At 51.5% G+C, this 24,306-nt stretch carries 24 protein-coding genes; 10 read left to right on the top strand and 14 right to left on the bottom strand.

What is annotated here, in order from left to right; all coding sequences use genetic code 11:
* The first annotated feature begins 20 nt into the window (after nt 1-20).
* Together PsAD46_RS08820 and PsAD46_RS08815 are read left to right on the top strand one after the other, a co-directional pair.
* The gene (locus tag PsAD46_RS08820; RefSeq protein WP_063292170.1) at nt 21-1,229 is read left to right on the top strand and encodes an acetyl-CoA C-acetyltransferase; all 1,209 of its coding nucleotides are present in this window, start codon (nt 21-23) and stop codon (nt 1,227-1,229) included.
* Nucleotides 1,230-1,243: 14 nt separating this feature from the next.
* Nucleotides 1,244-3,457: a 3-hydroxyacyl-CoA dehydrogenase NAD-binding domain-containing protein gene (locus PsAD46_RS08815; protein WP_063306612.1), complete on the top strand. Its 2,214-nt coding sequence runs from the start codon at nt 1,244-1,246 to the stop codon at nt 3,455-3,457.
* Between the two features lie 80 nt (nt 3,458-3,537).
* Here the strand turns inward: PsAD46_RS08815 and PsAD46_RS28345 are convergent, their stop codons facing one another.
* A complete protein-coding gene (locus PsAD46_RS28345; protein ID WP_208981738.1) occupies nt 3,538-4,506 on the bottom strand; it encodes a GNAT family N-acetyltransferase in 969 nt (322 codons plus the stop codon).
* A 117-nt stretch (nt 4,507-4,623) separates the two neighbouring features.
* Here PsAD46_RS28345 and PsAD46_RS08800 point away from each other — a divergent pair, with 117 nt between their 5' ends.
* A complete protein-coding gene (locus PsAD46_RS08800; RefSeq protein WP_063306611.1) occupies nt 4,624-5,430 on the top strand; it encodes a hypothetical protein in 807 nt (268 codons plus the stop codon).
* A 9-nt stretch (nt 5,431-5,439) separates the two neighbouring features.
* Here the strand turns inward: PsAD46_RS08800 and PsAD46_RS08795 are convergent, their stop codons facing one another.
* The gene (locus tag PsAD46_RS08795; RefSeq protein WP_063306654.1) at nt 5,440-6,789 is read right to left on the bottom strand and encodes a GNAT family N-acetyltransferase; all 1,350 of its coding nucleotides are present in this window, start codon (nt 6,787-6,789) and stop codon (nt 5,440-5,442) included.
* 210 nt (nt 6,790-6,999) lie between these two features.
* On the opposite strand from PsAD46_RS08795, the gene PsAD46_RS08790 reads away from it, so the two are divergent.
* A complete protein-coding gene (locus PsAD46_RS08790) occupies nt 7,000-7,272 on the top strand; it encodes a DUF6460 domain-containing protein (protein WP_057464942.1) in 273 nt (90 codons plus the stop codon).
* Between the two features lie 26 nt (nt 7,273-7,298).
* Here the strand turns inward: PsAD46_RS08790 and PsAD46_RS08785 are convergent, their stop codons facing one another.
* Nucleotides 7,299-7,862 (bottom strand): TetR/AcrR family transcriptional regulator, encoded by a 564-nt coding sequence (locus PsAD46_RS08785; RefSeq protein ID WP_057464941.1) that lies wholly within the window; start codon nt 7,860-7,862, stop codon nt 7,299-7,301.
* A 157-nt stretch (nt 7,863-8,019) separates the two neighbouring features.
* On the bottom strand, nt 8,020-8,859 hold the full coding sequence (locus PsAD46_RS08780; protein ID WP_063302390.1) for a histone deacetylase: 840 nt from the start codon (nt 8,857-8,859) through the stop codon (nt 8,020-8,022).
* Nucleotides 8,860-9,141: 282 nt separating this feature from the next.
* Here PsAD46_RS08780 and PsAD46_RS08775 point away from each other — a divergent pair, with 282 nt between their 5' ends.
* On the top strand, nt 9,142-10,473 hold the full coding sequence (locus tag PsAD46_RS08775) for an MATE family efflux transporter (protein WP_063306610.1): 1,332 nt from the start codon (nt 9,142-9,144) through the stop codon (nt 10,471-10,473).
* A 73-nt stretch (nt 10,474-10,546) separates the two neighbouring features.
* Here the strand turns inward: PsAD46_RS08775 and PsAD46_RS08770 are convergent, their stop codons facing one another.
* From PsAD46_RS08770 to PsAD46_RS08755, 4 genes are all read right to left on the bottom strand, one after another.
* Complete coding sequence (locus PsAD46_RS08770; RefSeq protein WP_063306609.1) at nt 10,547-11,584, bottom strand: NAD(P)-dependent alcohol dehydrogenase; 1,038 nt, start codon at nt 11,582-11,584, stop codon at nt 10,547-10,549.
* 127 nt (nt 11,585-11,711) lie between these two features.
* Complete coding sequence (gene wrbA / locus PsAD46_RS08765) at nt 11,712-12,311, bottom strand: NAD(P)H:quinone oxidoreductase (RefSeq protein ID WP_063306608.1); 600 nt, start codon at nt 12,309-12,311, stop codon at nt 11,712-11,714.
* Between the two features lie 214 nt (nt 12,312-12,525).
* Nucleotides 12,526-13,632 carry a quinone-dependent dihydroorotate dehydrogenase gene (locus PsAD46_RS08760; protein WP_063306607.1) on the bottom strand — a complete coding sequence of 369 codons (1,107 nt, stop codon included), beginning with the start codon at nt 13,630-13,632 and terminating at the stop codon, nt 12,526-12,528.
* Nucleotides 13,633-13,974, bottom strand: a complete 342-nt coding sequence (locus PsAD46_RS08755; protein WP_063306606.1) for a DUF952 domain-containing protein — start codon at nt 13,972-13,974, stop codon at nt 13,633-13,635.
* Nucleotides 13,975-14,186: 212 nt separating this feature from the next.
* Between PsAD46_RS08755 and PsAD46_RS08750 the strand changes: the two genes are divergently transcribed.
* Genes PsAD46_RS08750 through PsAD46_RS08740 form a run of 3 tightly spaced genes read left to right on the top strand, consistent with a single transcriptional unit; the run spans nt 14,187 to nt 16,949 of the window.
* On the top strand, nt 14,187-14,831 hold the full coding sequence (locus tag PsAD46_RS08750; RefSeq protein ID WP_063306605.1) for a helix-turn-helix transcriptional regulator: 645 nt from the start codon (nt 14,187-14,189) through the stop codon (nt 14,829-14,831).
* A gap of 15 nt (nt 14,832-14,846) precedes the next feature.
* Nucleotides 14,847-15,743 carry a thermonuclease family protein gene (locus tag PsAD46_RS08745; RefSeq protein WP_063306604.1) on the top strand — a complete coding sequence of 299 codons (897 nt, stop codon included), beginning with the start codon at nt 14,847-14,849 and terminating at the stop codon, nt 15,741-15,743.
* 36 nt (nt 15,744-15,779) lie between these two features.
* Nucleotides 15,780-16,949, top strand: coding sequence for a calcium:proton antiporter (locus PsAD46_RS08740; protein ID WP_063293826.1), 1,170 nt, complete (start codon nt 15,780-15,782; stop codon nt 16,947-16,949).
* On the opposite strand, the gene PsAD46_RS08735 is transcribed toward PsAD46_RS08740, so the two are convergent.
* Together PsAD46_RS08735 and PsAD46_RS08730 are read right to left on the bottom strand one after the other, a co-directional pair.
* Nucleotides 16,887-17,663 carry an SGNH/GDSL hydrolase family protein gene (locus tag PsAD46_RS08735; protein ID WP_063293825.1) on the bottom strand — a complete coding sequence of 259 codons (777 nt, stop codon included), beginning with the start codon at nt 17,661-17,663 and terminating at the stop codon, nt 16,887-16,889. The genes PsAD46_RS08740 and PsAD46_RS08735 overlap by 63 nt on opposite strands.
* 34 nt (nt 17,664-17,697) lie before the next feature.
* Nucleotides 17,698-19,359 (bottom strand): lysine--tRNA ligase, encoded by a 1,662-nt coding sequence (locus PsAD46_RS08730; RefSeq protein ID WP_063293824.1) that lies wholly within the window; start codon nt 19,357-19,359, stop codon nt 17,698-17,700.
* A 266-nt stretch (nt 19,360-19,625) separates the two neighbouring features.
* Here PsAD46_RS08730 and PsAD46_RS08725 point away from each other — a divergent pair, with 266 nt between their 5' ends.
* A complete protein-coding gene (locus tag PsAD46_RS08725; RefSeq protein WP_057465028.1) occupies nt 19,626-20,039 on the top strand; it encodes a tellurite resistance TerB family protein in 414 nt (137 codons plus the stop codon).
* A 78-nt stretch (nt 20,040-20,117) separates the two neighbouring features.
* Here the strand turns inward: PsAD46_RS08725 and apaG are convergent, their stop codons facing one another.
* The 4 genes from apaG to PsAD46_RS08705 form a co-directional block, all read right to left on the bottom strand.
* Complete coding sequence (apaG, locus tag PsAD46_RS08720; RefSeq protein ID WP_057465027.1) at nt 20,118-20,510, bottom strand: Co2+/Mg2+ efflux protein ApaG; 393 nt, start codon at nt 20,508-20,510, stop codon at nt 20,118-20,120.
* 108 nt (nt 20,511-20,618) lie between these two features.
* A complete protein-coding gene (locus PsAD46_RS08715) occupies nt 20,619-21,245 on the bottom strand; it encodes a CDP-alcohol phosphatidyltransferase family protein (RefSeq protein WP_057464930.1) in 627 nt (208 codons plus the stop codon).
* Nucleotides 21,246-21,398: 153 nt separating this feature from the next.
* The gene (locus PsAD46_RS08710; RefSeq protein ID WP_063287308.1) at nt 21,399-22,199 is read right to left on the bottom strand and encodes an ion transporter; all 801 of its coding nucleotides are present in this window, start codon (nt 22,197-22,199) and stop codon (nt 21,399-21,401) included.
* Nucleotides 22,200-22,758: 559 nt separating this feature from the next.
* The gene (locus tag PsAD46_RS08705; protein WP_063293855.1) at nt 22,759-23,577 is read right to left on the bottom strand and encodes an ion transporter; all 819 of its coding nucleotides are present in this window, start codon (nt 23,575-23,577) and stop codon (nt 22,759-22,761) included.
* A 267-nt stretch (nt 23,578-23,844) separates the two neighbouring features.
* On the opposite strand from PsAD46_RS08705, the gene PsAD46_RS08700 reads away from it, so the two are divergent.
* The gene (locus tag PsAD46_RS08700) at nt 23,845-24,288 is read left to right on the top strand and encodes a DUF1810 domain-containing protein (RefSeq protein WP_063293823.1); all 444 of its coding nucleotides are present in this window, start codon (nt 23,845-23,847) and stop codon (nt 24,286-24,288) included.
* Nucleotides 24,289-24,306: the final 18 nt, after the last annotated feature.

The following is a 24,306-nucleotide window of genomic DNA, read 5'->3' as shown; positions in this document are numbered from 1 at the left end:
CAATTTTTGCGGAGGACAATATGGCAGACGCCCTTATATTCGATCATGTGCGCACCCCACGCGGGCGCGGCAAGAAAGACGGCTCCTTGCATGAAGTTTCGACAGCGCGCCTTGCAGCGAACGCTCTTGAAGCCATCAGAGACCGTAATGAGCTTGATACCAAGCTTGTAGATGACGTTGTGCTTGGCTGTGTTGACCCAGTGGGTGACGCAGGCTCTGACATTGCACGCGCTGCTGTCTTCGCAGCAGATTATGACCGCTCAGTCCCGGGTATGCAGATCAACCGCTTTTGTGCGTCTGGTCTGGATGCGGTGAATATGGGTGCCTCCCAGATCATGGCCGGTCAAAACCAACTGGTTATTTCCGGTGGTGTTGAAGCGATGAGCCGTGTTGGTCTTGGTGCTTCTGGTGGCCCTTGGCCTGCTGACCCGCAGGTGGCTATTCCTGCCTACTTCATGCCTCAAGGCGTTTCTGCTGACCTGATCTCCACCAAATACGGTTTCTCCCGTGATGACGTGGATGCATATTCTGTAGAAAGCCAGCGCCGTGCGAAACAGGCATGGGATGAAGGCCGCTTCAAGAACTCAGTTGTTCCTGTGCGCGACATCAATGGCCTGACCATTTTGGACCGTGATGAGCACATGCGCCCTGAAACAAACATGCAGTCCCTTGCAGGTTTGAACCCATCCTTTGAGATGATGGGCAGTATGGGTGGCTTTAACGCTGTTGGTATTCAGGCACATCCTGAGATCGAAAAGATCAACCACATGCACCATGCTGGTAACTCCTCCGGTATCGTGGATGGTGCTGCGGCTGTGTTGATGGGTACGAAAGAAGCTGGCGAGGCTTATGGCCTGAAAGCACGCGCACGCATCAAAGCGTTTGCAAACATCGGTTCTGATCCGGCTTTGATGCTGACAGGCCCGGTTGATGTGACCGAGAAGCTTTTGAAAAACGCTGGCATGGAAATTGGCGATATCGACCTGTTTGAGCTGAACGAAGCCTTTGCTGCTGTTGTTCTGCGCTACATGCAGGCGTTTGAGATTGACCACGCCAACATGAACGTAAACGGTGGTGCAATTGCAATGGGTCACCCACTTGGTGCAACCGGCGCAATGATCCTTGGTACAGTTCTTGATGAGCTGGAACGCCAGGACAAAAACACTGCTCTTGTTACGCTGTGTATTGGTGCTGGCATGGGCACAGCAACCATCATTGAGCGCGTTTAAGGGGAGAGACGAACATGACTTACACACACTTTACCCTTGAAACCGATGCGGACGGCTTTGCAGTTCTGAAATGGGACTCGCCTGAAAAGCCGATGAACGTGTTTGACGAGTCCGTCATTAACGAGCTGGACAAAATCATCGACGACATCACCGCTGATGACGCCATCAAAGGTGTTGTGGTTGCGTCTGGCAAGAAAGCGTTTTCCGCTGGTGCTGACCTTTCCATGATTGGCAAGGCTCTTGCCGGCTTTAAAAAGCGTCAGAGCGTTGACCCGGAAGGCGCTGCGAAAGAACTGTTTGAAGGCACTCGCAAGCTTTCTCTCGTGTTCCGTAAAATGGAAACCTCCGGCAAGCCATATGTGGCTGCGATCAACGGCGTTTCCATGGGTGGTGGCACTGAGCTGGCTCTGGCCTGTCACAAGCGTATCGGCGCTGAGGAAAGCCTGAAGATGGCTCTTCCTGAAGTGAAGGTTGGCCTGTTCCCAGGTGCTGGTGGTACTCAGCGTGTTATGCGCCTGGTTGGTGACCTTCAGGGTGGTCTGCAGTTCCTGCTGATGGGCCAGAACCTTGATGCGAAGAAAGCCATGCGCCTGAAGCTGATTGACGCTGTTGCGCCTGAAGCTGAGCTGGTTTCTGCTGCCAAGAAGATGCTGAGCGAAGGTGTTGACCCAGTTGCGCCTTGGGACAAGAAGGGCTTCAAAATCCCAACCGGTAAGGTTTACTCCCCATCCGGTATGCAGTTCTGGCCTGCTGCGAACGCGATTTACCGTCAGAACACCTACGACAACTACCCGGGCGCACGCTACATGCTGCACTCTGTTGTTGAAGGCCTGATGGTGCCAATGGACACTGGCCTGACCATTGAGAGCCGCTACTTTGCCCATGTTCTGCAGAGCAAGGAAGCTGCCGCCATGGTTCGCTCCCTGTTTGGTTCCATGCAGGAGTTGAACAAAGGGGCTCGCCGCCCAGCTGGTGTGCCTGAGACACAACTGAAGAAAGTTGGTGTTCTTGGTGCTGGCATGATGGGTGCAGGCATTGCTTACGTGACAGCAAAAGCTGGCCTTGAGGTTGTTCTGATCGACCAGTCTCAGGAAGCTGCTGACAAAGGCAAAGCTTACTCTGAAGGCCTTTTGGACAAAGCTATCAAGCGCAGCAAGTCTACTCCTGAGAAAAAAGAGAAGCTGCTGAGCCTGATCACTGCGACCACTGACTACAACGCCCTGAGCGATGTGGATCTGGTAATCGAAGCTGTGTTCGAAGACCGTGAAGTGAAACGCGTTGTGACCGAAAAAGCAGAAGCAGCAATGCCAGCTTCCGCAGTTTACGCGTCCAACACGTCTACTCTTCCGATCACCTCACTGGCAGAAGCGTCATCGCGTCCAGCTGACTTCATCGGCATTCACTTCTTCTCCCCAGTGGACAAGATGATGCTTGTTGAGATCATTTTGGGTGAGAAGACCGAGGACAAGGCAACAGCTGTTGCTCTGGACTATGTGAAGGCTATCAAGAAGACCCCGATTGTTGTGAATGACAGCCGAGGTTTTTACACCTCCCGCGTGGTTGGCACTTACGTTCGTGAAGGCATCATGATGCTTTCCGATGGTGTTCCGGCAGCGATGATCGAGAACGCTGGCAAGATGGCAGGCATGCCTGTTGGTCCGCTGTCTCTGGGTGATGAAGTTGCTCTGGACCTTGCCTGGAAGATTAAGGAAGCGACCAAGAAAGACCTTGGCGATGCTTATCCTACCAGCGGTTTTGACACCATTTTGGATGCAATGGTTGTTAAGAATGAGCGTTTTGGCCGTAAGAACACCAAGGGCTTTTACGACTATAAAGGCAAGGACAAGGCTCTGTGGCCTGGCATTACTGACATCACAGGTCCATCCAAGTCTGCCGATGAGTTCGACGTTGAAGAACTGAAGGACCGTCTTCTGGGCATTCAGGCTCTTGAAACCGCACGCGTGTTTGAAGAGAACTGCCTAACAGACGTTCGTGAAGCAGACGTTGGCTCTATCCTCGGCTTCGGCTTTGCACCATTCTCCGGTGGCACGCTGTCCTACATCGACGGCATTGGCACCAAAGAGTTTGTAGAGCGCTGTGACAAGCTGGCTGCAAAATGGGGCGACCGCTTCGCACCAAACAAACAGCTGCGCGCAATGGCAGACGCTGGCGAGACCTACTACGGTAAGTTCTCCCCTGCCGAGGCTGTCGCAGAAGCTGCAGAGTAAGACAGATTTGGCTGGGCTTTACTGCTCAGCCGTCTGGTTTGAGATTGAAACGCCGGTGGGAGAAATCTCATCGGCGTTTTTTATGCAGAAACATCTAGACTAACAGGCTTGAACTCGTATTTCTTTTCACGGCTATTAGCCTCGATCAACTGGAAGCCATTTCGAGTATAGAAAGCGTTTACTCGACTTTCTGGAAAAGTTTCGAGGATGATCGGCTTGCCCTGCTCTCTTGCAAGGCATTTCATTTGCAACAGAACCTCACTTCCAACTCCACGACCTTGAGCTTCTGGCCGAAGATAAAGGCGCTCCAGATACAAGTGGTCTTCACGATCCCACAAAACGTAGAAGCCTAGGGTCTCACCTTCCATGATGATCTTTCGTGTGGATGTTGGATCAAACGTGCTCTGAAACTTCTCCCGATAAAACGCATGGTCAAACATTCCATTCGCAGCCCATTCATCTTTCATGGCCTCCTGCCGAATGTCCGCAAGTAGACCGAAATCTGACTCGGCCGCAGCTTCCAGAGTAAAACTCTCAACCACACATGAGCACTGCAAAGGCCCCCATTCATACAGCTTCTCCTCTTCCCTCTCCTCAACCAGCTCAAACCCATGGCGGAGGTAGAATGCGTTGGCGCGGCTTTGGGGGAGGACTTCGAGGCGGATGGGTTTGGTTTGGGCGGTGGCTTGTTGTTTCAGAAACGTGAGGATGTCTGCACCAATGCCACGGCCTTGTGCTTTTGGGTGGAAGTAGAGGCGTTCGAGGTAGAGGTGATCCTGTTTGTTCCAGAGGACGTAGAAGCCGAGGACTTCGCTTTCTTCAATGATCTTCCAGGTTGAGGCCGGATCGAAGCTGTCTTTGAAATACTGCTGGTAAAGTGCATGGTCGAACAGACCGTTGGCTTCCATATTGGACTTCATAGCTTGCTGACGGATATCTGCGAGCAGGTCGAAGTCAGAGGAGTTTGCAGGTTCTAAGCGCCATGAGGGGCGCTCTAAAAGAGCCTGCTGGTCCTCACCATGTTTGCCAATCTCGTCCTGTTTCATCATACGCCCCATCCGGTGATGACATTACACCTGCCCCTTGCGATGTGCTGAAGGACACTCGCGAAGCCTGTCAAATCCTATACCAGAGGTTGATGATAATAATGTAGCAAAGATCTCGCGATGCCTATCAATACCCAGAGCCTCACTAATGTTCAGTCCACACATCCGTTGCAATCGGCAGCTGGTGCACAAAACGTGCAAAGCGCTAATAAAGCTGTCGAGGTTGGGCAGTCCTGGAAAGGAAGCCTCAACTGGCAATCAGGGGCGACGCCGCTTGAAGACAACTCCCACTTTCGCGATCACCTGACCAACCAAGCTGCTTTGCTACAGCCCACTGCGCACAGCTGCATGAACTGCAAGGAAGCTGTTCTGCTGATGGGGCTTAAGGCTTATGCGGACACACCGGAGAGCAACCGGGTTATTCGCGAACTGGAAGACAATCTCAACTACGACATTGGCTACAATGAAATTCTGGATGAGGTTGTCGGATACGACAACAGCGAGCCAGCAACCTCCTTTGAAGCAGGTGATGTGGTGTTCTTTTTTGCGGACACGCATGTGGCACTGGGAGCGGAAGACGGCAAGGTGCTGAGCCTGTGGTTTGGACCGGGCGATAGCAGCAATCTCCAGGAGGCTGGCCCGGAAGAGCTTTTTCAACTGACAAAAGAAAATCCAGAGACCTACTATCAGGCAGCTAAAGGCTGGTTCAATGTGGAATCCGGCGATTATGAAATTGAACTCCAGTTTCTGGAGGTTAAGTCTCAGTTACAGGATGCGTTGGAAGAGAGCGGGACACTTTCAGACACCCAGCGGTATGAGTTCAGAGATAAAATTGACGGACTGCTCCGGCAAGCAGGCGCTGATCCCAATAATGCCTGGGAGTTCATCACCGTCGCCAAGCAGCCTCTGGAAGTCCTTGGGGCGTAAAGACTAGGTTCATGCCTCACTTACTGTGAGAGAACACTTTGGCGCATACTCATAGTAGTTGTTGGAGCCTTCTGAATGGGTCACGCGAAAGCCGTAGCCCTGGTAGAAATCGTTAGCGCGGCTGATGCGGAGAGCGTCGAGGCGGATGGGTTTGTTTTGCTCATCCGCTTGATCCTTGATCTGTTGCAGGACCTTTGAGCCTATGCCGAGACCTTGCGCTTCAGGCAGCAGGTAGAACATGTCCAGATACAGATGATCGGGGTGGTTCAGGACCACGAAAAAGCCGACTGTCTTGCCGCTCTTCTGGATCTTCCGAGTCTTCTCAGGTGCGTATTCGCTTAGGAATATCTCTCTGGCTTCGTCGTGATGAAACAGCCCATTGGCTTCCGCGCTTTCCTTCATTGCGGTGTAGCGAATGTGCTGGAGTTCTTCGAAGTCTTCCTGAGATGCGGATTGGAGTTGGAAGGCTGGTTCTGGGGTGAACTCGTAGTAGTTGTTAAAGTCCACGTTGTGCGTGAAGTTGAAGCCTTGCGCCAGATAGAACTTGTTGGAGTTGCTGATACGCAGCGCTCCAAGCTGGATTGGCTTGTTCAGCTGCGTAGCTTGTTCTTTGATGTTTGTAACAATCTGCCCACCGATACCCTGCCCTTGGGTTGTTGGGTGCAGGTAGATCATATCAAGATGGATGTAGTCCTGATATTCATGCACCGCTGTAAAGCCGAGCAACTCTTCGTTCTGCACAATCTTTAGCGTTGCCTCGGACTTGAAGTCTTCAAAGAAATGCCTGCGCGCAAGGGCATAGTCCGTGAGATTGTTGGCTGCCCATTCGTCTTTCATCGCTTCATGGCGCAGGTCTGCGAGCTGTTCGATATCTTTGGGTTCAGCGCGTTTCAGAATGAAAGTTGGTGCACTCTGCGGCATGCTTTCCAGCGGGAGTTCGTAGTAGTTGTCGAACTCTGCACTGTGGGTGTGCTGGAAACCGTAGCGCAGATAGAAGGCGTTGGCTTTGCTTTGTTTCAATGCACCCAGGCGGATTGGCTTTCCTTTTGAGAACGCATGCGCTTTGATCCGGGAGATCACGGCGGCTCCTATGCCACCTCCCTGAGCGCTTGGGTGGATGTAGAGGTGGTCGAGCCAGATGTAATCCTGGCGGTCCCGCAGTACATAGAACCCCAAAATCTGTTGTCCTGAGACGAGTTTGAAGGTGTCTTCACAGACAAAGCTGTTCAAGAAACGTTCGCGCGCTCGTTCGGGATCAAAACGGCCCAGCGCTTCAAGGCTTTCGCGCATGGACTGGACGCGGATGTTTGCGAGGAGGTCTGCGTCTTCCGGTTCCGCAGCGTAGACAATAAACGGCACACCAATAACTTTCAGCAATAACCTGAGCGTACAATTTGGATTTGCATCTATGCAATATCCCTCAGGCTTCCTATATAGAAATCAATGTTAAGCAGTATGCACTAAACTTAGGGCAGTCAAACTGCTTTGACCTTTTATTACAGTGCGTTTCCTTATCCGAAAAGCGGTTTCCGGCATTCGGGGATACGCTTTGGTGTAGCGGAGATTTTGATGTCAAACGATAAGTTCAACCGTTTTCTTGGAGACTCGCCGGGGCGCGTTCTCATTCGGCTGATTTTTCTATCTTTGATTGTCGGGATTGTTTTGTCTGCGCTGGACTTTTCACCGCTGAGCCTGATTTATTCCGTGCAGGATTTCTTTGTCAGGATCTGGAATATGGGCTTCTCAGCGATTGAACGCTTTGGCTCCTACTTCTTCCTTGGAGCCATCGTCGTGGTGCCACTGTGGTTCATTACTCGCCTTATGAACTGGCGCGGGCGTTAACCGCGCCTGCTCCGGCAGAGAAACCACTACTGCATACAGATGTTGTGTATGTTGGTTGACAGGTTGTCGAAGATCTCCGGATCTTCGCTCGTGTTGCCAATCAAAACGGCAACTTCCAGTGCTGCAAGCACGAAATCGGATTTCACCAGCGCTTCTTCAGAGGACCAGCTGCCACTGTATTCCAACAGGTCCGCCAACCAGACACGGTTGCGGCGCGCGAAAGTCGCAGCAAGTTCCTGAAGCTCATCCGGCAGTTCTTCATCCTTGTCGCCCAGCACTGCTGAGAGGAACAGCTCACCACCGTCTGCCATGCCTGCCTGAAAGGCGGCAATGTAGGTATCCAGCGCTCTGCGAAAGTGAAGAGTTTGCGTGGCAGGGTCACCCAGGATCTGCAGGAAGCGGTCGATATACCTTTGCAGCACGGCATGCTCTACCCCCTTTTTGGAAGAGAACATTTTCGAGATATCCTGCTCGCTTGTTCCAGTACTGCTGGCAAGCTGGTCGACATCCAAGCCCAACAGCCCGCTTTCCCGGATCATGTAATCCGCAGTATCCAGTACAACGCTTCTATTGGTGACTACAACACCCATATGTGTCTCCTAGCCTTCCGAGGCATTTTATTTGCACTTTACGGAGGGGATACTGCGCATTTTTCATAAAATGGCAAGACACATTTACCTATTCAGTTCTTAATGATGGAATATTACATTTAACTAAAATTTTATATAAATAGGACTTGTTTTTGAATCATAAGTACTTCGCTGCCACACGGTACAGATTTGAATGCCGGTTAACCAATAGTCGAAGATTATACGAATAACCACCTCCCAGCACACCTGCAAGTGGAAGCCCCTCATTCCTTACCAGTTTAAAGACCAGTTCCTCTCGTTTTCGCAGCCCCTCATCAGACAGTGCAAGACGCCCTAAACGGTCATCATGATGAGGGTCGACACCTGCATTGAAGAACACCAGATCGGCTTTGAAGGTGTTGAGAACATGTTTGAGCGTGTCCTCCAAGATCTCAAGATATTCGTCATCCTCCATGCCATCGGTCAGGGGTACATCCAATGTGGAGGCCTTCTTGCGGACGGGGTAGTTCTTTTCTGAATGGAGGGAGAGTGTGAAGACGCTGGTGTCATGAGCGAAGATATCGGCAGTCCCGTCTCCCTGATGGACATCCAGATCAACAATGAGCACGCGGCGTACCATGCGCATGGCCTGTACCGCCCTCACCGCGACGGCGACATCGTTGAACACGCAAAATCCTGCTCCTTGTGCAATGCGGGCATGGTGCGACCCACCGGCGGTGTTGCAGGCGACGCCATACTCCAGCGCCAGCATTGCCGTGAGCAGAGACCCACCTGTTGCGCATTGCGCACGGAAGGAAACGCTTTGGGTCATAGGAAAGCCGATCTCGCGCACGATGGCGTGGGGAACATTGCAGCTGAGAACCTGATCTACATAGTCTTTTGCATGTACCCGCAGCAGGTCTTGTCTGGAGATTGGCTCCGGCTCGTGGAAATCATAGAGTGCACCGTCTGGATCGGTTTGCTTCAACCACTGAGCTACTTCCGCATATTTGCGCATTGGAAACCGGTGGTTTTCCGGAATGTCTGCCGTGTATGCAGGATGGTGCACGATTGGGAGCTTCACAGGGGCAGTACCTTCTCTGAAATCACTTTTGCTTTGTCGTTTCCTGATCCGAAAACTGGTTCCCATGCTTGGGAGATACACTCTTATCTATAGCAGGTCTGCGCAATATGGTATGGACAAACGCAGAACAAACCAATATGCCAATGATACTTTGATTATCCAATCCATTTTGAGCTGCTTGCTGGTGCTGCACTCGTTCGTTTGAAGGTTTCCCGCGTGTCTACAAGTTTCAAGGTGACGAACCGCTCTTTCCTTGCGCTCGCCGTTCCTATGACACTGGCGTATATCTCTACTCCATTGCTGGGGTTAGTTGATACTGCTGTGATTGGACAGCTGCATGATGCGGCCCTTTTGGGTGGGTTGGCTGTTGGCACGATCCTTTTTGATGTGATCGGCGCTTTCTTCTATTTCTTACGCGCAGGAACGACAGGCCTTGCTGCACAGGCTCTTGGTGCCAACAATGGCAATGAACTGCGTGCCGTGCTCGCCCGTGCCCTTTTGCTGGGTATTATTGGTGGCATTGTCGTCATCTTTTTACAGTGGCCGCTTCTGACGTTTGGCTTGCCCATTATTGGCGGGACGGATGCGGTGCAGGAAGCTGCGGCGACATACTTTGCGATCCGTGCGTTTTCAGCACCGTTTGTGCTTGCCAACTATTCTATTCTTGGCTGGTATCTGGGCCTCAGCAAAGCCGGTATCGGACTGCTTATTCAGACCTTCCTGAATGTCATCAATATGGTGCTTTCTGTTGTGTTTGTGCTCGGGTTTGATTGGGGCATTCCCGGTGTTGCTGTGGCAACCTTTATTGCCGAGATGCTGACATTTGGCCTTGGTCTTTTTCTGATCAAGCGCGAACTCCGCGGCGCGCGTTTACCTTCGTTTTCTCAGATCATCATTTGGGAGAAACTGAAGCCGATGCTGGCGTTGAACCGGGACATCATGATCCGGTCCATGGTGATGCTGTTTGCCTTCGGCTTCTTTACCTCTCGCAGTGCTGCTCAGGGAGAAGTGGTGCTTGCCGCCAATGCTGTGCTTGAGAAGTTCATTCTGATCGCAGCATTCTTTCTGGATGGTACGGCATCAGCTGCAGAACAGGTAATAGGGCAAGCAATCGGGGCCAAACAGCGGACTGCCTTCCGCAAAGCCCTGCGGCTCTCCATCGGCTGGGGCTTTGGGCTTTCCTTTGGTGCGGCAGTCGTGTTGTGGGTGGCTGGCGGACCGGTTATTGACCTGCTGACAACACATACAGAGGTGCGAGAAACAGCACGTACCTATATGATCTGGGCTGTACTGACGCCGATCATTGGCACACTGGCCTTCCAGATGGATGGTGTATTTATTGGCGCAACATGGTCTCAGGATATGCGGAACTCTGTTGTGGTCTCCACCATCCTGTTTCTTGCCAGCTATTACCTGCTTTATCCGCTCTACGGAAACCACGGTCTGTGGTTCTCATTGCTGGTGTTCTTCGGGGCGCGTGGTTTGACCCTTAGTTATCTGTGTGTGGTTCGCGAACGCCAGTATTTTGGAGCTCTCCAAAAGGCATAATTTCAGGACTTCCTCAGCTGAAAGCAGCTTGTCTTGCCCGATATGCATACCCGGGCAAGACGCAAGTCACGTGCTAAGCAATGTCGATGGTGACTTTGCCCATGTGCTGTGCCTGATCCATGTAGGCATAGGCTTCGTCGATCTGGGACATGGAGAAAGATTTGTCTATGAGCGGTTTGATCTGGTGCTTGGAGACAAACGCACACAGGTTCTCAAAATAAGCGCGGGAGCCGACCAGAACACCTGACAGCGACGAGTTATTCAGGACAAGCTGGCTGATATTCTCAGGGGCGTGTGCCCAACCAGTCAGAACACCCACTTGTGTAATCAGGCCATGAGCGGCTACGGCACGTATGGATCGCTCCAGTGTTTCCTTCCCGCCAAGGTCCAGAACCACATCAGCGCCGTGCCCATCTGTCAGTTTTCTTAGCTCGACATCCCAATCCGGTGTGGTTTTATAGTTGATCGTTATGTCTGCTCCCATCTCCTTTGCTTTCTCTAGCTTTTCATCTGAAGAGCTGATGAGGACAACGCAGGCTCCAAACGCTTTGGCGAGTTGCAGAGCGAAGATGGCAACACCACCCGTGCCTTGTATCAGGACAGTGTCCTCTGGTCGCAAAGCCCGGTGTTGCTCAAAAAGGGCATGCCATGCTGTGACGCCAGCACAAGGGAGTGTCGCTGCTTCCTGAAAGCTCATATGATCTGGCACACCCACAAGAGTATCCTGATGAAACTTCGCTTGCTCTCTTAAAACGCCCGGCTGATCAGCTGAGCTGATTGCGGAAGATAATGCGCTTGGCTGGAATGGGCCTTCAAGCCAATCCTGAAAGAAGGTTGGCATGACTCGGTCTCCAACAGACCATTTTATGACTTGCTCACCTATAGCAATAACTTCCCCTGCTCCATCGGACAAAGGCACAAGATCCGCTGGCATTTCACCGTACTGGCCTTTTCGGATCATCTGATCTCGTGCATTCAGGCTTGCAGACTGCAGAGCAATCTTCACTTCGAATGGTCCAAGCGGTTCTGCAGGGAACTTATGGGAGCTGACTGTATTTCCGTTTAAAACGATGCCCTGATGATGATTTCGCGCGTGATTAGGAACGGTCATTGAATGATCTCTTAATGAAATATATGAGGCAGGCCTTGGTAGCCTTGAAGGTTTTGTTGAGTTGATGCGCCTGATCACACAACGCAGGCTACGTGCTGCTTGATGTGATCAGGCGTGGCACCTGCTTTTAGCTGGTCAGTTTGCTTGCAATTGTTGCGACGTGGCGCCCCTGGTCACGGGCCAGTTTCAACTCATCCTCACTTGGCTGGCGAGAACCATCCGGGCCTGCAATGGTGCTGGCGCCATATGGGGAACCGCCGCGCACTTCAGTGATATTGAAGAGTTCCGGACTTGAGTACGGCAGGCCAACAATCATCATGCCGTGGTGCGCCAGTGTCGACCAGAAGCTGGTGATGGTTGTCTCGTTACCACCGCCTGTTCCGGTGGATGTGAACACCGAGCCGACTTTACCAATCAGCTTGCCGCCAGCCCACAACCCACCGGTTTGATCCAGAAAGTTACGCATCTGCGATGCCATATTACCAAAGCGCGTTGGGGTACCAAAGATGATGGCGTCATAATCCGCCAGCTCACCCGGCTGCGCAATCGGCGCCTGTTGATCCAGCTTGAAGTGACCGTTTACAGCAACTTCTTCCGGCACAAGTTCCGGCACGCGCTTTACAACCACAGTCGTTCCGGCGACGTCTTCAGCCCCCTCACGGATGGCCTCTGCCATGGTTTCGATGTGGCCGTAGCTTGAATAATATAAAACGAGAACTTTGGTCATGGGTCTTCCTTCATGTTGCTCTTACAGTGAAGGTAAAGCACCGACATAAATGAACAATATCACATTAAATAGAATGTCTGTTCATTGTATATTGACAGTTGTAGAGATTTTCGTGCCACTCAGTGGATGGCGGATATCTTTGACTGGTGTTCTCACAAAGAAAAAGGCCAGACTTCCTGCGAAGCCCGGCCTCATTTATCGATAGGTGTGGGCCTCAGTTCTCCAGCGATTTATCAGCCCAGATGTCATTGTCGATGCCGACAAGTTCCTGCAAGTTGGCAACCTTGCGGGCAGCAACGAGGCGGGACAGATGGTGGTTGATCTTCTTCACCAGCGTTTGTCCTTCATAAACCATGCCGGAATAGAGCTGTATCTGGTTTGCGCCTGCAAAGATCTTCGCTGCGGCTTTTTCTGGTGTGTCTACACCACCAACGCCAAAGAGCGGCAGATCGGGTCCAACTGCTCGCCGGGTTTTCGCTAGCACAATGGTAGCTCGTTCAAACAATGGCGCACCTGACAGGCCGCCTGCTTCTTTGGCCTGCTGCTGGTCTTTCAGCGTGGAGGGTCGGGCAATGGTGGTGTTGGAGACAATCATGCTATCGACTTTGCTGGTCAGGACGACTTCTGCGATTTCCTTGAGCGCCTCGTCGGTCACGTCTGGGGCGATTTTAAGCATGACGGGCACCTTACGGCCCAGGCGGTCTTCTTGCTCGTTGCGCGCTTCCATAATGGCGGTGAGCAGATGCCCCAGTGCATCCTTCTCCTGCAAGTCTCGCAGGCCGGGTGTGTTAGGAGAGGAAATATTGGCCGTCAGGTAATCCGCCAGTTCTGCAAAGCGCTTTACACCCAGAACATAGTCCGCAACACGATCCTCTGAGAGCTTGTTGGCACCAACGTTGATGCCAAGTACTCCTGGTGTGCGGCCTGCTTTGCGGATGCGCTCGTAGACGACATCGTGGCCGTCATTGTTGAAGCCATAACGATTGATAACGGCGCGGTCTGCACTCAGGCGGAAATTCCTAGGCTTTGGATTACCTTCCTGTGGCAGAGGGGTGACCGTTCCCACTTCAACGTGACCAAAGCCAAGTTTCATCAGCGGCGCGATGGCTTCGGCATTTTTGTCGAAGCCTGCTGCCATGCCCACCGGGTTCTTGAAAATCAGATCACCCCACTTGTATTCAAGAGCCTTGTCCTCGATCTGGCCGAATGTCGGCGCCAGACCTGAGGCCAGCATCTTGATGGTTGCGTTGTGGGAGGTCTCCGGGTCCAGACAATGCAGTGCCCGGATACCGACTTTGTTTATGAGGTTTTCAATCGACATTTACAGCTCCGGAAACTCGTGATTGCCATTTGCATCCAATGGCAAAGGTTTGACCCATATAGCTTTGGAGGCGGGAAACTTGCCATAGAGATGCGGGAAGAGCGTTTCCCCCCGGGAGGCTTCCCACTTCATCTGCTCTTCAGGGAAATCTTCGCTTTCAACGGCAATCAGCAGCAAGTCAGTTTGTCCCGCAAAGTACAGCGCTGCTGTTTCTTTCACGGTCTCGGCGCTGGAAAAGTGGATATAACCATCGGCCAGATCGATCGGTGCACCCGCAAAGAAACCGGCTGCTTCAGCTTCTTGCCAAAGCGCCTTGGGGGCGATCTTGAATATGAGGGACATGGGACTTGCCTTTCAGGAGAGACGTCTACTCAACTGAAGTCATGCTCTTACATCCACAAATCAGTGGCTGGCAACCCCTCTCTTTCGTCTAGAGCTTGCAATAGGATTTTATTCACCACATACAAGATTTCTTTGAGATGCGGGCGCAGTTGGCGTTTTAAGTCATATCTGCGTTCGTTTCAGGTGACGCCGGTGCTGCCGCAGGAGGATATATGCTGGATCACGAACACCTTTGGGCTGCACTTGATAAGCTGGCTGAGCAGCATCAATTAACGCCGTCAGGATTGGCGCGCAGAGCTGGGCTTGATCCAACCTCTTTCAATCCTTCCAAGCGGTTCGCTGCGGATGGTCGTCCGCGTTGGCCTTCCACAGAGTCGCTTGCCAAGGTGCTGGAAGTCACCCAGATGTCTTTTCCGGACTTTGCCGCTTTGCTACAAGATAAAGCAGAGATCTCAACTACACATTTCAGGTCTTTTCCAGCTTTTCTGTGCACGAGTGATGAGTTGAGGGAGGTTGATCCGCAGCAGATTTCCGATTTTCAGTTGGATAAATTCTGCGATAGCTTCATTTTTCCCAGTTCTCAGAGTGAGAAATTCTTCGCGCTTGAAGTTTCGAGTAATAGTTTTGAACCATACTACAGGGAAGGACAAATTCTCATCGTCTCTCCCGAGGCTTCTTTGCGGCGGCATGATCATGTTTTGATAGCAACCACGTCCGGAGATCTTCATTGCGGTGCTTTGCAACGGCAAACAAACGAGCGCATTGAATTTCGACGGGACACTCCTGACGATAAGCCAAGGGTGGTTCAGGTTGCAGATCTGGTTTGGACAGCAAGAGTTTCATGGGTGAGCCAATAAGCAAACAGGGCGCTTATGCGGATTACCAAGACCACAAGTATTCTTTTTGGAGCTTTGCTTCTTGGCGCCGGGTTTTATGCGCTGACAGAGTACAATGCAGCGACAGCCCTGCGTGGGAATGCGCGTACATTGTACCGCCCTTCCTCGTTTCCTGTTGAGCATAAGCCGACAGCAGAAGAGAAGCAGCGGGAACTGGCAGCGCTTGAAGCTGCCCGTGTTGCAGCTGAGGCAAAAATTCCCAAGACGCCGCCCAAGCATCCTCAAACACTTCGCAATGTTGGCGGCAGTCGCACGCCCCCTCCTCCTGTAACGACGCAGCTCCAACGCGTTGCACATGTTAAAGTACCTCGCAAATCCAAGCAGCCTCCTCCGAAGGAACTCGTGCTGTATCGCCCTGTTGCCGTTGACGGTGCAACTCTAAGTGATAAAAAGAAGAGAATATCCCTTCATCACATTCAGCCTGTACCGCTCAGCACAACATGTCCCAGTGAAGATGGTGAAAGATGGCCGTGCGGTATCAGAGCACGGACGGCTTTGCGTGCTTTTATCCGCCAGAAGCGTGTCACCTGCTCAGATATGAAATCAGTGCAAACAGATGAATATGCTGCTTCCTGCAGTGTGGGCAAACATGATCTTGCCACTTGGCTGATTGAAAATGGCTGGGCCAAGGCTGAACGGGATGCGCCAGATTCACTGAAAGAGATCGCGGCACGGGCTCGGCGGTCTGAGCAAGGCATCTGGCGTTCCAAGCTGGTTCAGCTGAGCGAGGATGAAACCGCAACATTGGTAAACTCCTGGGAGGAGCTGGATGATGACAGCACCTCAACCACACCACTGGTGATGGAAGGAGAGCCTGCAATAATTTGGCGTCCACGCAACAGCGCGACTGCGGAGACGTCTGCCACCGAATAATTATTTTTTTACAGGGCCTTGGAGAATAAAAACATAATGTCAGGGTTTTGGAATACACTTAAACGAGAGGCCTGCTTTCTTGCAGGTGCAGCAACCACAGTCTTCTTCTTTCTGGCTGGGGCGGATCTCTTATTGCCCACTTCCGGTCTCTTTGTGCAGATGTTTTGTTTCATCTGGCTTTTCGGTGTCATGCTGTGGTGCGCCTTTGGCGTGGTGCGTCATGCAGACTGTCTGGCAGTCATTCTTGGTGAGCCCTACGGAACGCTGATCCTGACGCTCTCGGTGATCGGTATTGAGGTCTCTCTGATCGTTTCCATTATGCTGACAGGTGGGACGAATGAGCCTCTGGCCCGGGATACGATGCTGGCGGTGCTCAATATCGTGCTGAATGGCATGGTGGGCATCAGTCTGCTTCTGGGAGGGCTCAAGTACGGGGAACAGCCTTTCAACACACAGGGCGCCCGCTCTTTCCTTTCAGTCCTTATTCCACTCGCGACTTTTTCTCTGATCCTTCCCCGCTATACGACCTCAACGGCTGACCCTTCCCTTTCGACGGGACAGCAGATCTCATTTGCGGTGATGATCAGTCTGCTCTATGCGATCTTCCTTGCCACTCAGAGCATCCGGCATAAGTCTTTCTTCATTCAGCCTAAACCACACTCTGGTGTGGCTCTGTCCTTCCTGATGGCGAAGGATGAAGTGGAAGACGATAAGCATGCCCACGATGATGATGATCATCATGATCTGGAGATCTATTCAACCAGCTATCACGCGATCTTCCTGATCCTGACCATGCTGCCGATTGTTCTGCTTTCCAAAAAATTCGCGGTGCTGGTGGACTTTGGCATTGCCAGCTTTCATATGCCTGCTGCGTTTGGTGGTGTTCTCGTTGCGCTTCTGGTTCTTACTCCTGAAGGCTTGGGCAGCTTCCGTGCGGCGCTCTCAAACAGGTTACAACGCTCCGTGAACATCTGTCTTGGATCAGCTCTGGCGACGATCGGTTTGACAGTCCCGGCTGTTCTAATCGCAGCCGGGATCTTTGACATTCACATTGTGCTGGGTGTGAAGGATACGGACATGATCCTGCTCCTCCTGACACTCATTTTGAGTATGATCACGTTTACCGGCAGCCGAACGAACGCCCTACAGGGCGCCGTCCATCTGGTGTTGTTTATCTTCTACTTCATTCTGATCTTCCAGCCCTAGCAGATCACGCTCGACCAACTCGTTGATCACATGATCCACCCAGTGCTGATTACCAATCGGTGCTGCGTGGATTCCGTCCTCGCAGAAGCCCTCAGCCGTGATCCCCGGAGTGACAGAGATAGCAATGGCACCGCGCTCATGGCACAGCTGCGTGCCGACACGATTGATCATCTGCCGGCGAGGCTCCAGTACAGCGCCGAGTCCCCACGAGAGCGCGGGCACGTTCATTGGTGACATGAGGTTGGACCAGTAAATCCGGGCATGAGGGTACTTGCTACGCAATGCATAAATCAGCTCGCCGAACCCTTTCTTCCAGGCTTGGCCAGAACGGAAGTTCTTCAGGTCATTAAAACCGATACTGATGTAAATGTGTGTGTAATCGGCGTGCGGCAGATTTGGGACGACCACATCACGGATTTGGCTGGAAGTTGCAGAGTTGTTGCCAGCAGCCCGCCATTTAACAGGCCGTCCGGATACCTCTGCCATTTTGTGAGCCATCTTGCAGGTCAAGCCATTTGTCGTGTGGTCCAGCCCCACTCCGGCAACGGAGGAATCGCCAACAACAAGCAGATTGATCGCCTGGCCCTGACCGGGAACCGCACCAAATTGCGGTCCTGGTGCTGGTGACAGCCTTAGGGAATTAGCACGGGCACGTAAGCCTTCGAAAATGTAGACGGGTAAAAGCGCCCAAGTTAGCCAGCTAGGAAAAGACATTAAAAAAGCCCCCTCGTTTGAGGGGGCTAATTCATCACGCTGCAAGCTCTCCTGCAAGTGCTTTTGCAATCAAACTACGAGTTTCCGGAATACCGTAGAGGGCGATAAAGGAACCAAAGCGTGGGCCTTTCTCCTGCCCCAGAAGTACTTGATAAATCGCAGAGAAAAAGGTCTGCGCGACACCAGGGCGTCCATCTGGACCCGGCTTTGCGGTGTTCTGGTAACGCTCAATATTACGACCAATGTCGTAAATTGCGTTTTGGATATCGCCGCCGTCAGTCTCTGCTGGCAGGCCAGCAAGCACTTCATCCAGCTTGGTGAGCATTTCTGTCTCAACTTCATCAGCTGCTTTGAACTTCTTCGTTGGCTTCACGAAGTCGTCGTAGTAGCGGATGGCGTAGCCAACCAACTCATCCAGCATCTTATGCGTTGCGGCAGAAGAACCCGGTGCGTAGCGGGAGATGAACGCCCACAGCACGTCCTTGTTCTCTGCGTTAGATGCAGACACCAGGTTGAGCAGCATTGCGAAGGAGATCGGCATCTCTTCTTTTGGCGGTGTACCGTAGTGGATATGCCAGACCGGGTTCATCAGCTTCTGCGCTGCATCCATGTTGTCGAACTTGGACAGGAAGGTGCAGTACTCATCAACCGCTTTCGGGATGACGTCAAAATACAGCTTCTTCGCAGTTTTCGGCTTCTGGAAGTTGAACAAGGACAGGCTTTCCTGATTGGCGTACTGGAGCCACTCTTCCATGGTCAGGCCGTTGCCTTTGGACTTGGAGATTTTCTGGCCTTTGTCGTCCAGGAAGAGCTCGTAGTTGAAGCCTTCCGGAGCAGGACCGCCCAGAGCTTTACAGATCTTGCCAGACAGATTCACGCTGTCGATCAGATCCTTACCAGCCATTTCATAGTCGATACCCAGAGCGTACCAACGCAGCGCCCAGTCAGCTTTCCACTGACATTTGACGTTGCCGCCTGTCACCAGAACTTCAACACGCTCTTCAGTCTCAGGGTCAATGTAAGTCACAGTGCCTTTTTCGACATTGCGATCCACCATTGGCACCTGCAGCACAATACCTGTGCGCGGGCAGAGCGGAAGAAATGGAGAGTACGTGGCCTGACGCTCTTCGCCCAATGTTGGAAGAATGATCGCCATGATCTTGTCGTAGACTTCCAGCATGCGCAGGAGCGCTTTATCGAACACACCAGACTTGTAGTAGTCGGTGGACGACACAAAGTCATACTCGAAGCCGAACTTATCCAGAAACGCCATGAGTTTTGCGTTGTTGGCCGCTGCAAAGCTTGGGTATTCGTTGGAGAATGGATCTGGCACGCTGGTCAGTGGCTTGCCAAGAAATGACGCCATCATCTCCTGATTAGGCACGTTGGTTGGCACTTTGCGGAAGCCGTCCATATCATCTGAAAAGCAGATCAGCTTGGTCGGGATCTTGTCTTCTGTGAGCACACGAAAAGCGGTGCGCACCATGGTGGTGCGTGCAACTTCGCCAAAGGTGCCCATGTGCGGCAGACCAGATGGACCATAGCCGGTCTCGAACAAGACCGGCCCGGTCTTGGGTTTCTTCTCCAACCGTTTGACCAGTTTGCGTGCTTCTTCAAACGGCCAGGCTTTAGATACCTGTGCCGCCTCGATAAGTTCTGGGCTGAGATCGAGTTGAGGCAAACTGTTCATAGACATGGATTTTGAGATCCGTATTTGGAGATTAAATTGTAACTGAGTTTCGCTTTCTTCAGCAGGATTTAATGCCGGAAAGCTGCGCGAACTTATGTAAAACTAGCGCCCGCGTCAATGACAGTTCTCGGGTTTTCGGCTCTACCCCCTTGTATGAGGCCGGAAGCCCCCTTACCTTTGCAGTCATTAGCCGCCGCCAGACAATTTGGCAGAGCGAAAAACTAAAGCAAACCAAGAGGCAAAGCTTTTCGCTTTGGGGAGATATGGGTACAATAGAAAGATTACTGAGCGTAGAAGAAGCTCTCATTCATGTGATGGTGATGGTTTCCGCCGCAGACAGCGCGATGAGCGATGCAGAGCTTCGCCAGCTTGGCGATATTGTGGGCATTCTCCCTGTCTTCAAAGATTTTGACGACAATAACCTGATCAAGATTACCCAGCAGTGCGCTGAGCGTCTTTCTGGCGAAAACGGCATGAACGCAACGCTGGCGCTTGTGGCAGAATCTTTGCCAACCAAATTGCATGACACCGCTTATGCTCTTGGCGTGGAGATTGCCGCGGCAGACTTGCGGGTAAGCCCTGAAGAAGTGCGTATGTTGCAGTTGCTACGTGACCACCTGAAGCTGGACAAGCTGACGATCGCAGCGATTGAGCGCGGCGCTCAGGCTCGCTTCCGCACACAATAACTCAGTTCAATCTGATTGGCGGGCAGCACGACTGCCCGCAATCCTGCTTTTTGCGCTGCAAGATATTGTTTGCAGCTGTTAATGCACGGTCTTGACCATATCCGGCAGATCCAGCGAGAAAGCTGGAATTTTCACCGCAAAGGACTCCCCCTTTTCAGTTTGCATACGGTAGTTGCCCGTCATGATGCCTGAAGGGGTATTGAGTGGACAGCCTGAGGTGTACTGAAACGACCCACCGGGTTCGATGACTGGCTCTTCACCAACCACACCTGCCCCGTTGACTTCCTGCGTGTTGCCGTTGGCATCGATGATATGCCAGTGGCGAGACCGCAGTTGGATAGTATCAGAACTCAGGTTCTCAATTGAGACCGTATAGGCCCAGAAGAACTGCTCATCTTCGGGAGTGGACTCCTCAGCAAGATAATACGGTTCGACAGTGATCTGTATATTTCGGGTAACGGCACGATACATAGCACAACCCATTTCTAAGGAAAATTCCACTGCAAATACAACAGCAGTACGCATCCTATTTTTAATAAGTCTAGCCTTTTCACCCCGATCTTCGCAAGAGCAGCGATCTCACACCGAAGGATCTGGGTGGTTCAAAACCATATGTCGAACCATAAAAACGCGAGAAATGGCCGAAAGTGTGCAGATCGCAGCAAAAGTCCACGCAACCCATGAGAAGTAAGTGGGGAACAAGCAAAATGCGACGAAGACACCAATGGTTTCAAAGCCTTCAGCGAGCCCTCCCAGATAATAGAAGGACTTCTTGCCTCGCAATGAGGTTTGCATGCCCAACTTCTGTGCCAGCGTTGCAAATGCAAGGAATGTGGAACCGTTAATGTAAAAGCTGAAAAGTAAGGCTGCCGCAGCCAAAGCGTTCTGCTCAGGCGCGACAAAGGCAAAGGCCAGTGGGATTGCACCGTAGAAGATGAAGTCGAATGTGATGTCGTAAAACCCGCCGAGATGTGTGGACCCCGCCGCTCTGGCGATGGCACCATCCAACCCGTCTGCAAAGCGATTGAGCAAGATAAACAGTAGAGCTGTATTAAATTGCCCAGCGGCCACCGCCGCCCCCGCAGCAAGGCCAAACCCAAGCCCGACCAAGGTCACTGCATTTGCAGTAATCCCCAGATCTGCCAGCGCTTTTCCCATTCTATTGAGAGGTGGGTCTATATAGCCGCGGAGTTTTGCATCAAACATATCGTATCCTATCAGATATGCTTTTCGTCTTAGGGCTTTTTTTCCAAGGTGCCTATAACAGCCCGCTCGCAATCCACACGCGCGGTGATCAAGATTACTTCATCAGAACTTGATCATGATCTTCAGCGTAAGTAGTTCTGCCGACGGATAATCTTACTCGCGGTTTTTCCGCAATTTTTCCAGCTCAACCATCAGATCAAGTTTCAGGTCTTTTAGTTCACTCAAGACAACCTTGGTCTCTTCATGCACGTTGATACGATCTTGCTCAATATCCTTATCGTGCTCCTGCTGCATTGCTGCAACGATTATACCGATAAACAGGTTCAAAACGGTGAAGGCGGTGCATAATATGAAGGGAATGAAGAACAGCCATGCATTGGGAAAGACCTCCATAACTGGCCGAACGATCCCCATACTCCAGCTTTCCAGTGTCATGATCTGGAACAGCGAGTAGGCCGATGCTCCGATTGAGCCAAACCATTCGGGAAACACCAAGCCGTACAAGCGCGTGGCCATTACGGAGAAGACATAAAAGACGAGAGCCATGAGCAGGACGATTGAGCCCATGCCCGGAAGTGCGAGGATCAGCCCACCAATGACACTTCGCAGAGACGGGACAACCGAAATGAGCCTCAAAATCCTCAGGATCCTGAGCGAACGCAGAATGGTCGCCGGGCCAGTTGCCGGGATGACTGCAATCGTGATGATGAAGAAGTCGAAGAGGTTCCATGGCCCCTTAAAGAAACCCGGACCAAACGCGATGATACGCAGTGTCAGTTCAACAACAAAAATTACAAGGATCAATTCATCAAGAAAGCGCAGTATGGGGCCGTACTTGGCAATAAGCATCTGGCTTGTATCCAAGCCAAGGACAACAGCGTTCAACGCGATTATACTTATGATTGTGAATTCCCATTGGCGGCTTTCAATGATGGATCGCAACTTCGCCCGCATTTCGACACTTGACCTCACATTTCGAATTTGGGCCCACCCTAAGTAATTATCTGATGGTTTCAAGTTGAAAGGGGGCAGCAAAATATTGACTGGTATAGATGAAGAAATCGCCAAGAACTTCAGGTAGTAAAGTCAAAACAACACTACCAAAATTAACTTATAGTTTTCATGGGCTTGATCATTTCCACAAGAACTAACAAAAAATTGCATAAATTTTGTAGAAATTGCGGGTATTGCTCAACACCAGAGCCAAAACCTCCTGAATGTACGATCTGAAGAGTTAAAAGGCTGAGGTTGACACCCGTCAAATGACCCTGGCTTGACCATTGCAATTGCAGCTTCTCCCTCTCCTCATGCCGCTTTGGTACATGGATGATCTTGTTTAGAGCACTCTCTGCAACTCATAAAACTCTGTATGCCTACTGGCAGATACAACCTAGGCTATCTTGAGAAGCGGCAGAGACGCCTTCTGAAGGACTGCGCACCAAGTGCTGGTGTTGGTGCGCTGAGGTGCCTCCATGTTGCACAAAGACCGTCGTCTACGATCTGGGAGTCCGCACTAGGTCAACTCTGCTGTTTTCTTATGAGGGGCCTTACGATTGCGTCTCAGCTTCGCAACATCTTGCCGCAAAGTCCTGAGCTCTTTCATAATCGCATTTGCTTCCATTCGCACATAATGGTGATGCTCTTCCACATCCCTCTCATGCTCTTCCTCCATTGCTGCAACAATGACGCCGATGAACAAGTTCAGGACTGTTAATGCAGTGGTCAGAATGAACGGAATGAAGAACAACCAGGCATTCGGATAGACATCCATGACTGGGCGGACGATTGCATCACTCCACCCCTCCAGCGTCATAATCTGGAACAGAGAATAAGCGGAAGCGCCGATCGTTCCAAACCATTCCGGGAAGGTCTCGCCGTAGAGCTGCGTCGCCATGACAGAGAACACATAGTAGACCAGAGAGAGAAGCAACATGATTGAGCCCATCCCTGGCAATGCCAAGACCAGCCCTCCGATCACGCGCCTCAGCGATGGGACGACCGAGATGAGCCGCAGAACACGAAGGATTCTCAGTGACCGCAGTATCGCTGCCGGACCCGTGGCCGGAATAAGCGCAATGCTTACGATAAAGAAGTCGAAGAGATTCCAGGCTCCTCGGAAAAAGCGGAAGCCATATGCAAACACGCGAAGAGAAATCTCAATCACGTATATGCCAACTACGATATCGTCCAATGTGCGGAGTATTGGGCCGTAATGTTGTTGAACAGTCTGGCTGGTTTCAACCCCTAAAGTTATCGCATTCAGGGCGATGATAGATATGATCGTGTATTCCCAAGCCTTACTTTCAATGATCGCACGAAGTTTTTTTCGCATCGTCCACATGTCCAGACATTACGTTAGCGAATGGTGATTAAAACTCTGAAACCAGTTGTTTTTATGTTTCTTCAATAACGAACTCAGAAAAACATCAGGAAAGAGAACAGTTCATTATGCTTGGATCTAAAAATATACTTCACTCTTAGGCAACTCTAAAATTCCACCAGAACTTTTCTGTTTCTGATCTCCGAGTTTGAGAAACAATATGGAACGCCGATTGGCGGAAGATAACTGCAATGATGGTGACCTGAGAGCGAGTATCAAATGATAAAAACGACCAAGGATGACATAACCCGGTTTGTAATTGCGCAGGACCCGGTTTTCTCAGAGGTGGTGCAGGAGCTCTCGCAAGGCCGGAAGACCTCACATTGGATCTGGTTTATCTTTCCTCAGTTACGTGAACTGGGTCGTTCTTCAACCGCGCATTTCTTTGGCATTGCAAATCTTGAAGAAGCTCAGCGATACCTTGCTTATCCTCTGCTGGCCGCACGATTACGTGGCTGCTGCGGGTTACTTCTCAAGCATACCGATCTCACTTCCAAGCAAATCCTTGGCGAAATAGACAGCTTGAAGGTGCGCAGTTGTACAACTCTTTTTGCATATGCAGCTGATGATCCAACAGTGTTTCATCAGGTACTCGATCAATTTTATAACGGGCAGCCGTGCAATCTCACGATAGACGCTCTCAGGTTGCCTTGGAACGCTTAGTTTCTCTGCGCTCCTATC

The sequence above is a fragment of the Pseudovibrio sp. Ad46 genome (assembly GCF_001623065.1).
GTDB lineage: Bacteria > Pseudomonadota > Alphaproteobacteria > Rhizobiales > Stappiaceae > Pseudovibrio.
This window is presented reverse-complemented; position numbering and strand designations above follow the sequence as displayed.

What these genes read in the sequence shown, in the direction of transcription:
- PsAD46_RS08820 (WP_063292170.1), top strand. Translation starts at nt 21, where the DNA reads ATGGCAGACGCCCTTATATTCGATCATGTGCGCACCCCACGCGGGCGC.
- PsAD46_RS08815 (WP_063306612.1), top strand. Translation starts at nt 1,244, where the DNA reads ATGACTTACACACACTTTACCCTTGAAACCGATGCGGACGGCTTTGCA.
- PsAD46_RS28345 (WP_208981738.1), bottom strand. Translation starts at nt 4,506, where the DNA reads ATGATGAAACAGGACGAGATTGGCAAACATGGTGAGGACCAGCAGGCT.
- PsAD46_RS08800 (WP_063306611.1), top strand. Translation starts at nt 4,624, where the DNA reads ATGCCTATCAATACCCAGAGCCTCACTAATGTTCAGTCCACACATCCG.
- PsAD46_RS08790 (WP_057464942.1), top strand. Translation starts at nt 7,000, where the DNA reads ATGTCAAACGATAAGTTCAACCGTTTTCTTGGAGACTCGCCGGGGCGC.
- PsAD46_RS08785 (WP_057464941.1), bottom strand. Translation starts at nt 7,862, where the DNA reads ATGGGTGTTGTAGTCACCAATAGAAGCGTTGTACTGGATACTGCGGAT.
- PsAD46_RS08780 (WP_063302390.1), bottom strand. Translation starts at nt 8,859, where the DNA reads ATGCGCAAATATGCGGAAGTAGCTCAGTGGTTGAAGCAAACCGATCCA.
- PsAD46_RS08770 (WP_063306609.1), bottom strand. Translation starts at nt 11,584, where the DNA reads ATGACCGTTCCTAATCACGCGCGAAATCATCATCAGGGCATCGTTTTA.
- wrbA (WP_063306608.1), bottom strand. Translation starts at nt 12,311, where the DNA reads ATGACCAAAGTTCTCGTTTTATATTATTCAAGCTACGGCCACATCGAA.
- PsAD46_RS08760 (WP_063306607.1), bottom strand. Translation starts at nt 13,632, where the DNA reads ATGTCGATTGAAAACCTCATAAACAAAGTCGGTATCCGGGCACTGCAT.
- PsAD46_RS08755 (WP_063306606.1), bottom strand. Translation starts at nt 13,974, where the DNA reads ATGTCCCTCATATTCAAGATCGCCCCCAAGGCGCTTTGGCAAGAAGCT.
- PsAD46_RS08750 (WP_063306605.1), top strand. Translation starts at nt 14,187, where the DNA reads ATGCTGGATCACGAACACCTTTGGGCTGCACTTGATAAGCTGGCTGAG.
- PsAD46_RS08745 (WP_063306604.1), top strand. Translation starts at nt 14,847, where the DNA reads ATGCGGATTACCAAGACCACAAGTATTCTTTTTGGAGCTTTGCTTCTT.
- PsAD46_RS08740 (WP_063293826.1), top strand. Translation starts at nt 15,780, where the DNA reads ATGTCAGGGTTTTGGAATACACTTAAACGAGAGGCCTGCTTTCTTGCA.
- PsAD46_RS08735 (WP_063293825.1), bottom strand. Translation starts at nt 17,663, where the DNA reads ATGTCTTTTCCTAGCTGGCTAACTTGGGCGCTTTTACCCGTCTACATT.
- PsAD46_RS08730 (WP_063293824.1), bottom strand. Translation starts at nt 19,359, where the DNA reads ATGTCTATGAACAGTTTGCCTCAACTCGATCTCAGCCCAGAACTTATC.
- apaG (WP_057465027.1), bottom strand. Translation starts at nt 20,510, where the DNA reads ATGTATCGTGCCGTTACCCGAAATATACAGATCACTGTCGAACCGTAT.
- PsAD46_RS08715 (WP_057464930.1), bottom strand. Translation starts at nt 21,245, where the DNA reads ATGTTTGATGCAAAACTCCGCGGCTATATAGACCCACCTCTCAATAGA.
- PsAD46_RS08710 (WP_063287308.1), bottom strand. Translation starts at nt 22,199, where the DNA reads ATGCGGGCGAAGTTGCGATCCATCATTGAAAGCCGCCAATGGGAATTC.
- PsAD46_RS08705 (WP_063293855.1), bottom strand. Translation starts at nt 23,577, where the DNA reads ATGCGAAAAAAACTTCGTGCGATCATTGAAAGTAAGGCTTGGGAATAC.
- PsAD46_RS08700 (WP_063293823.1), top strand. Translation starts at nt 23,845, where the DNA reads ATGATAAAAACGACCAAGGATGACATAACCCGGTTTGTAATTGCGCAG.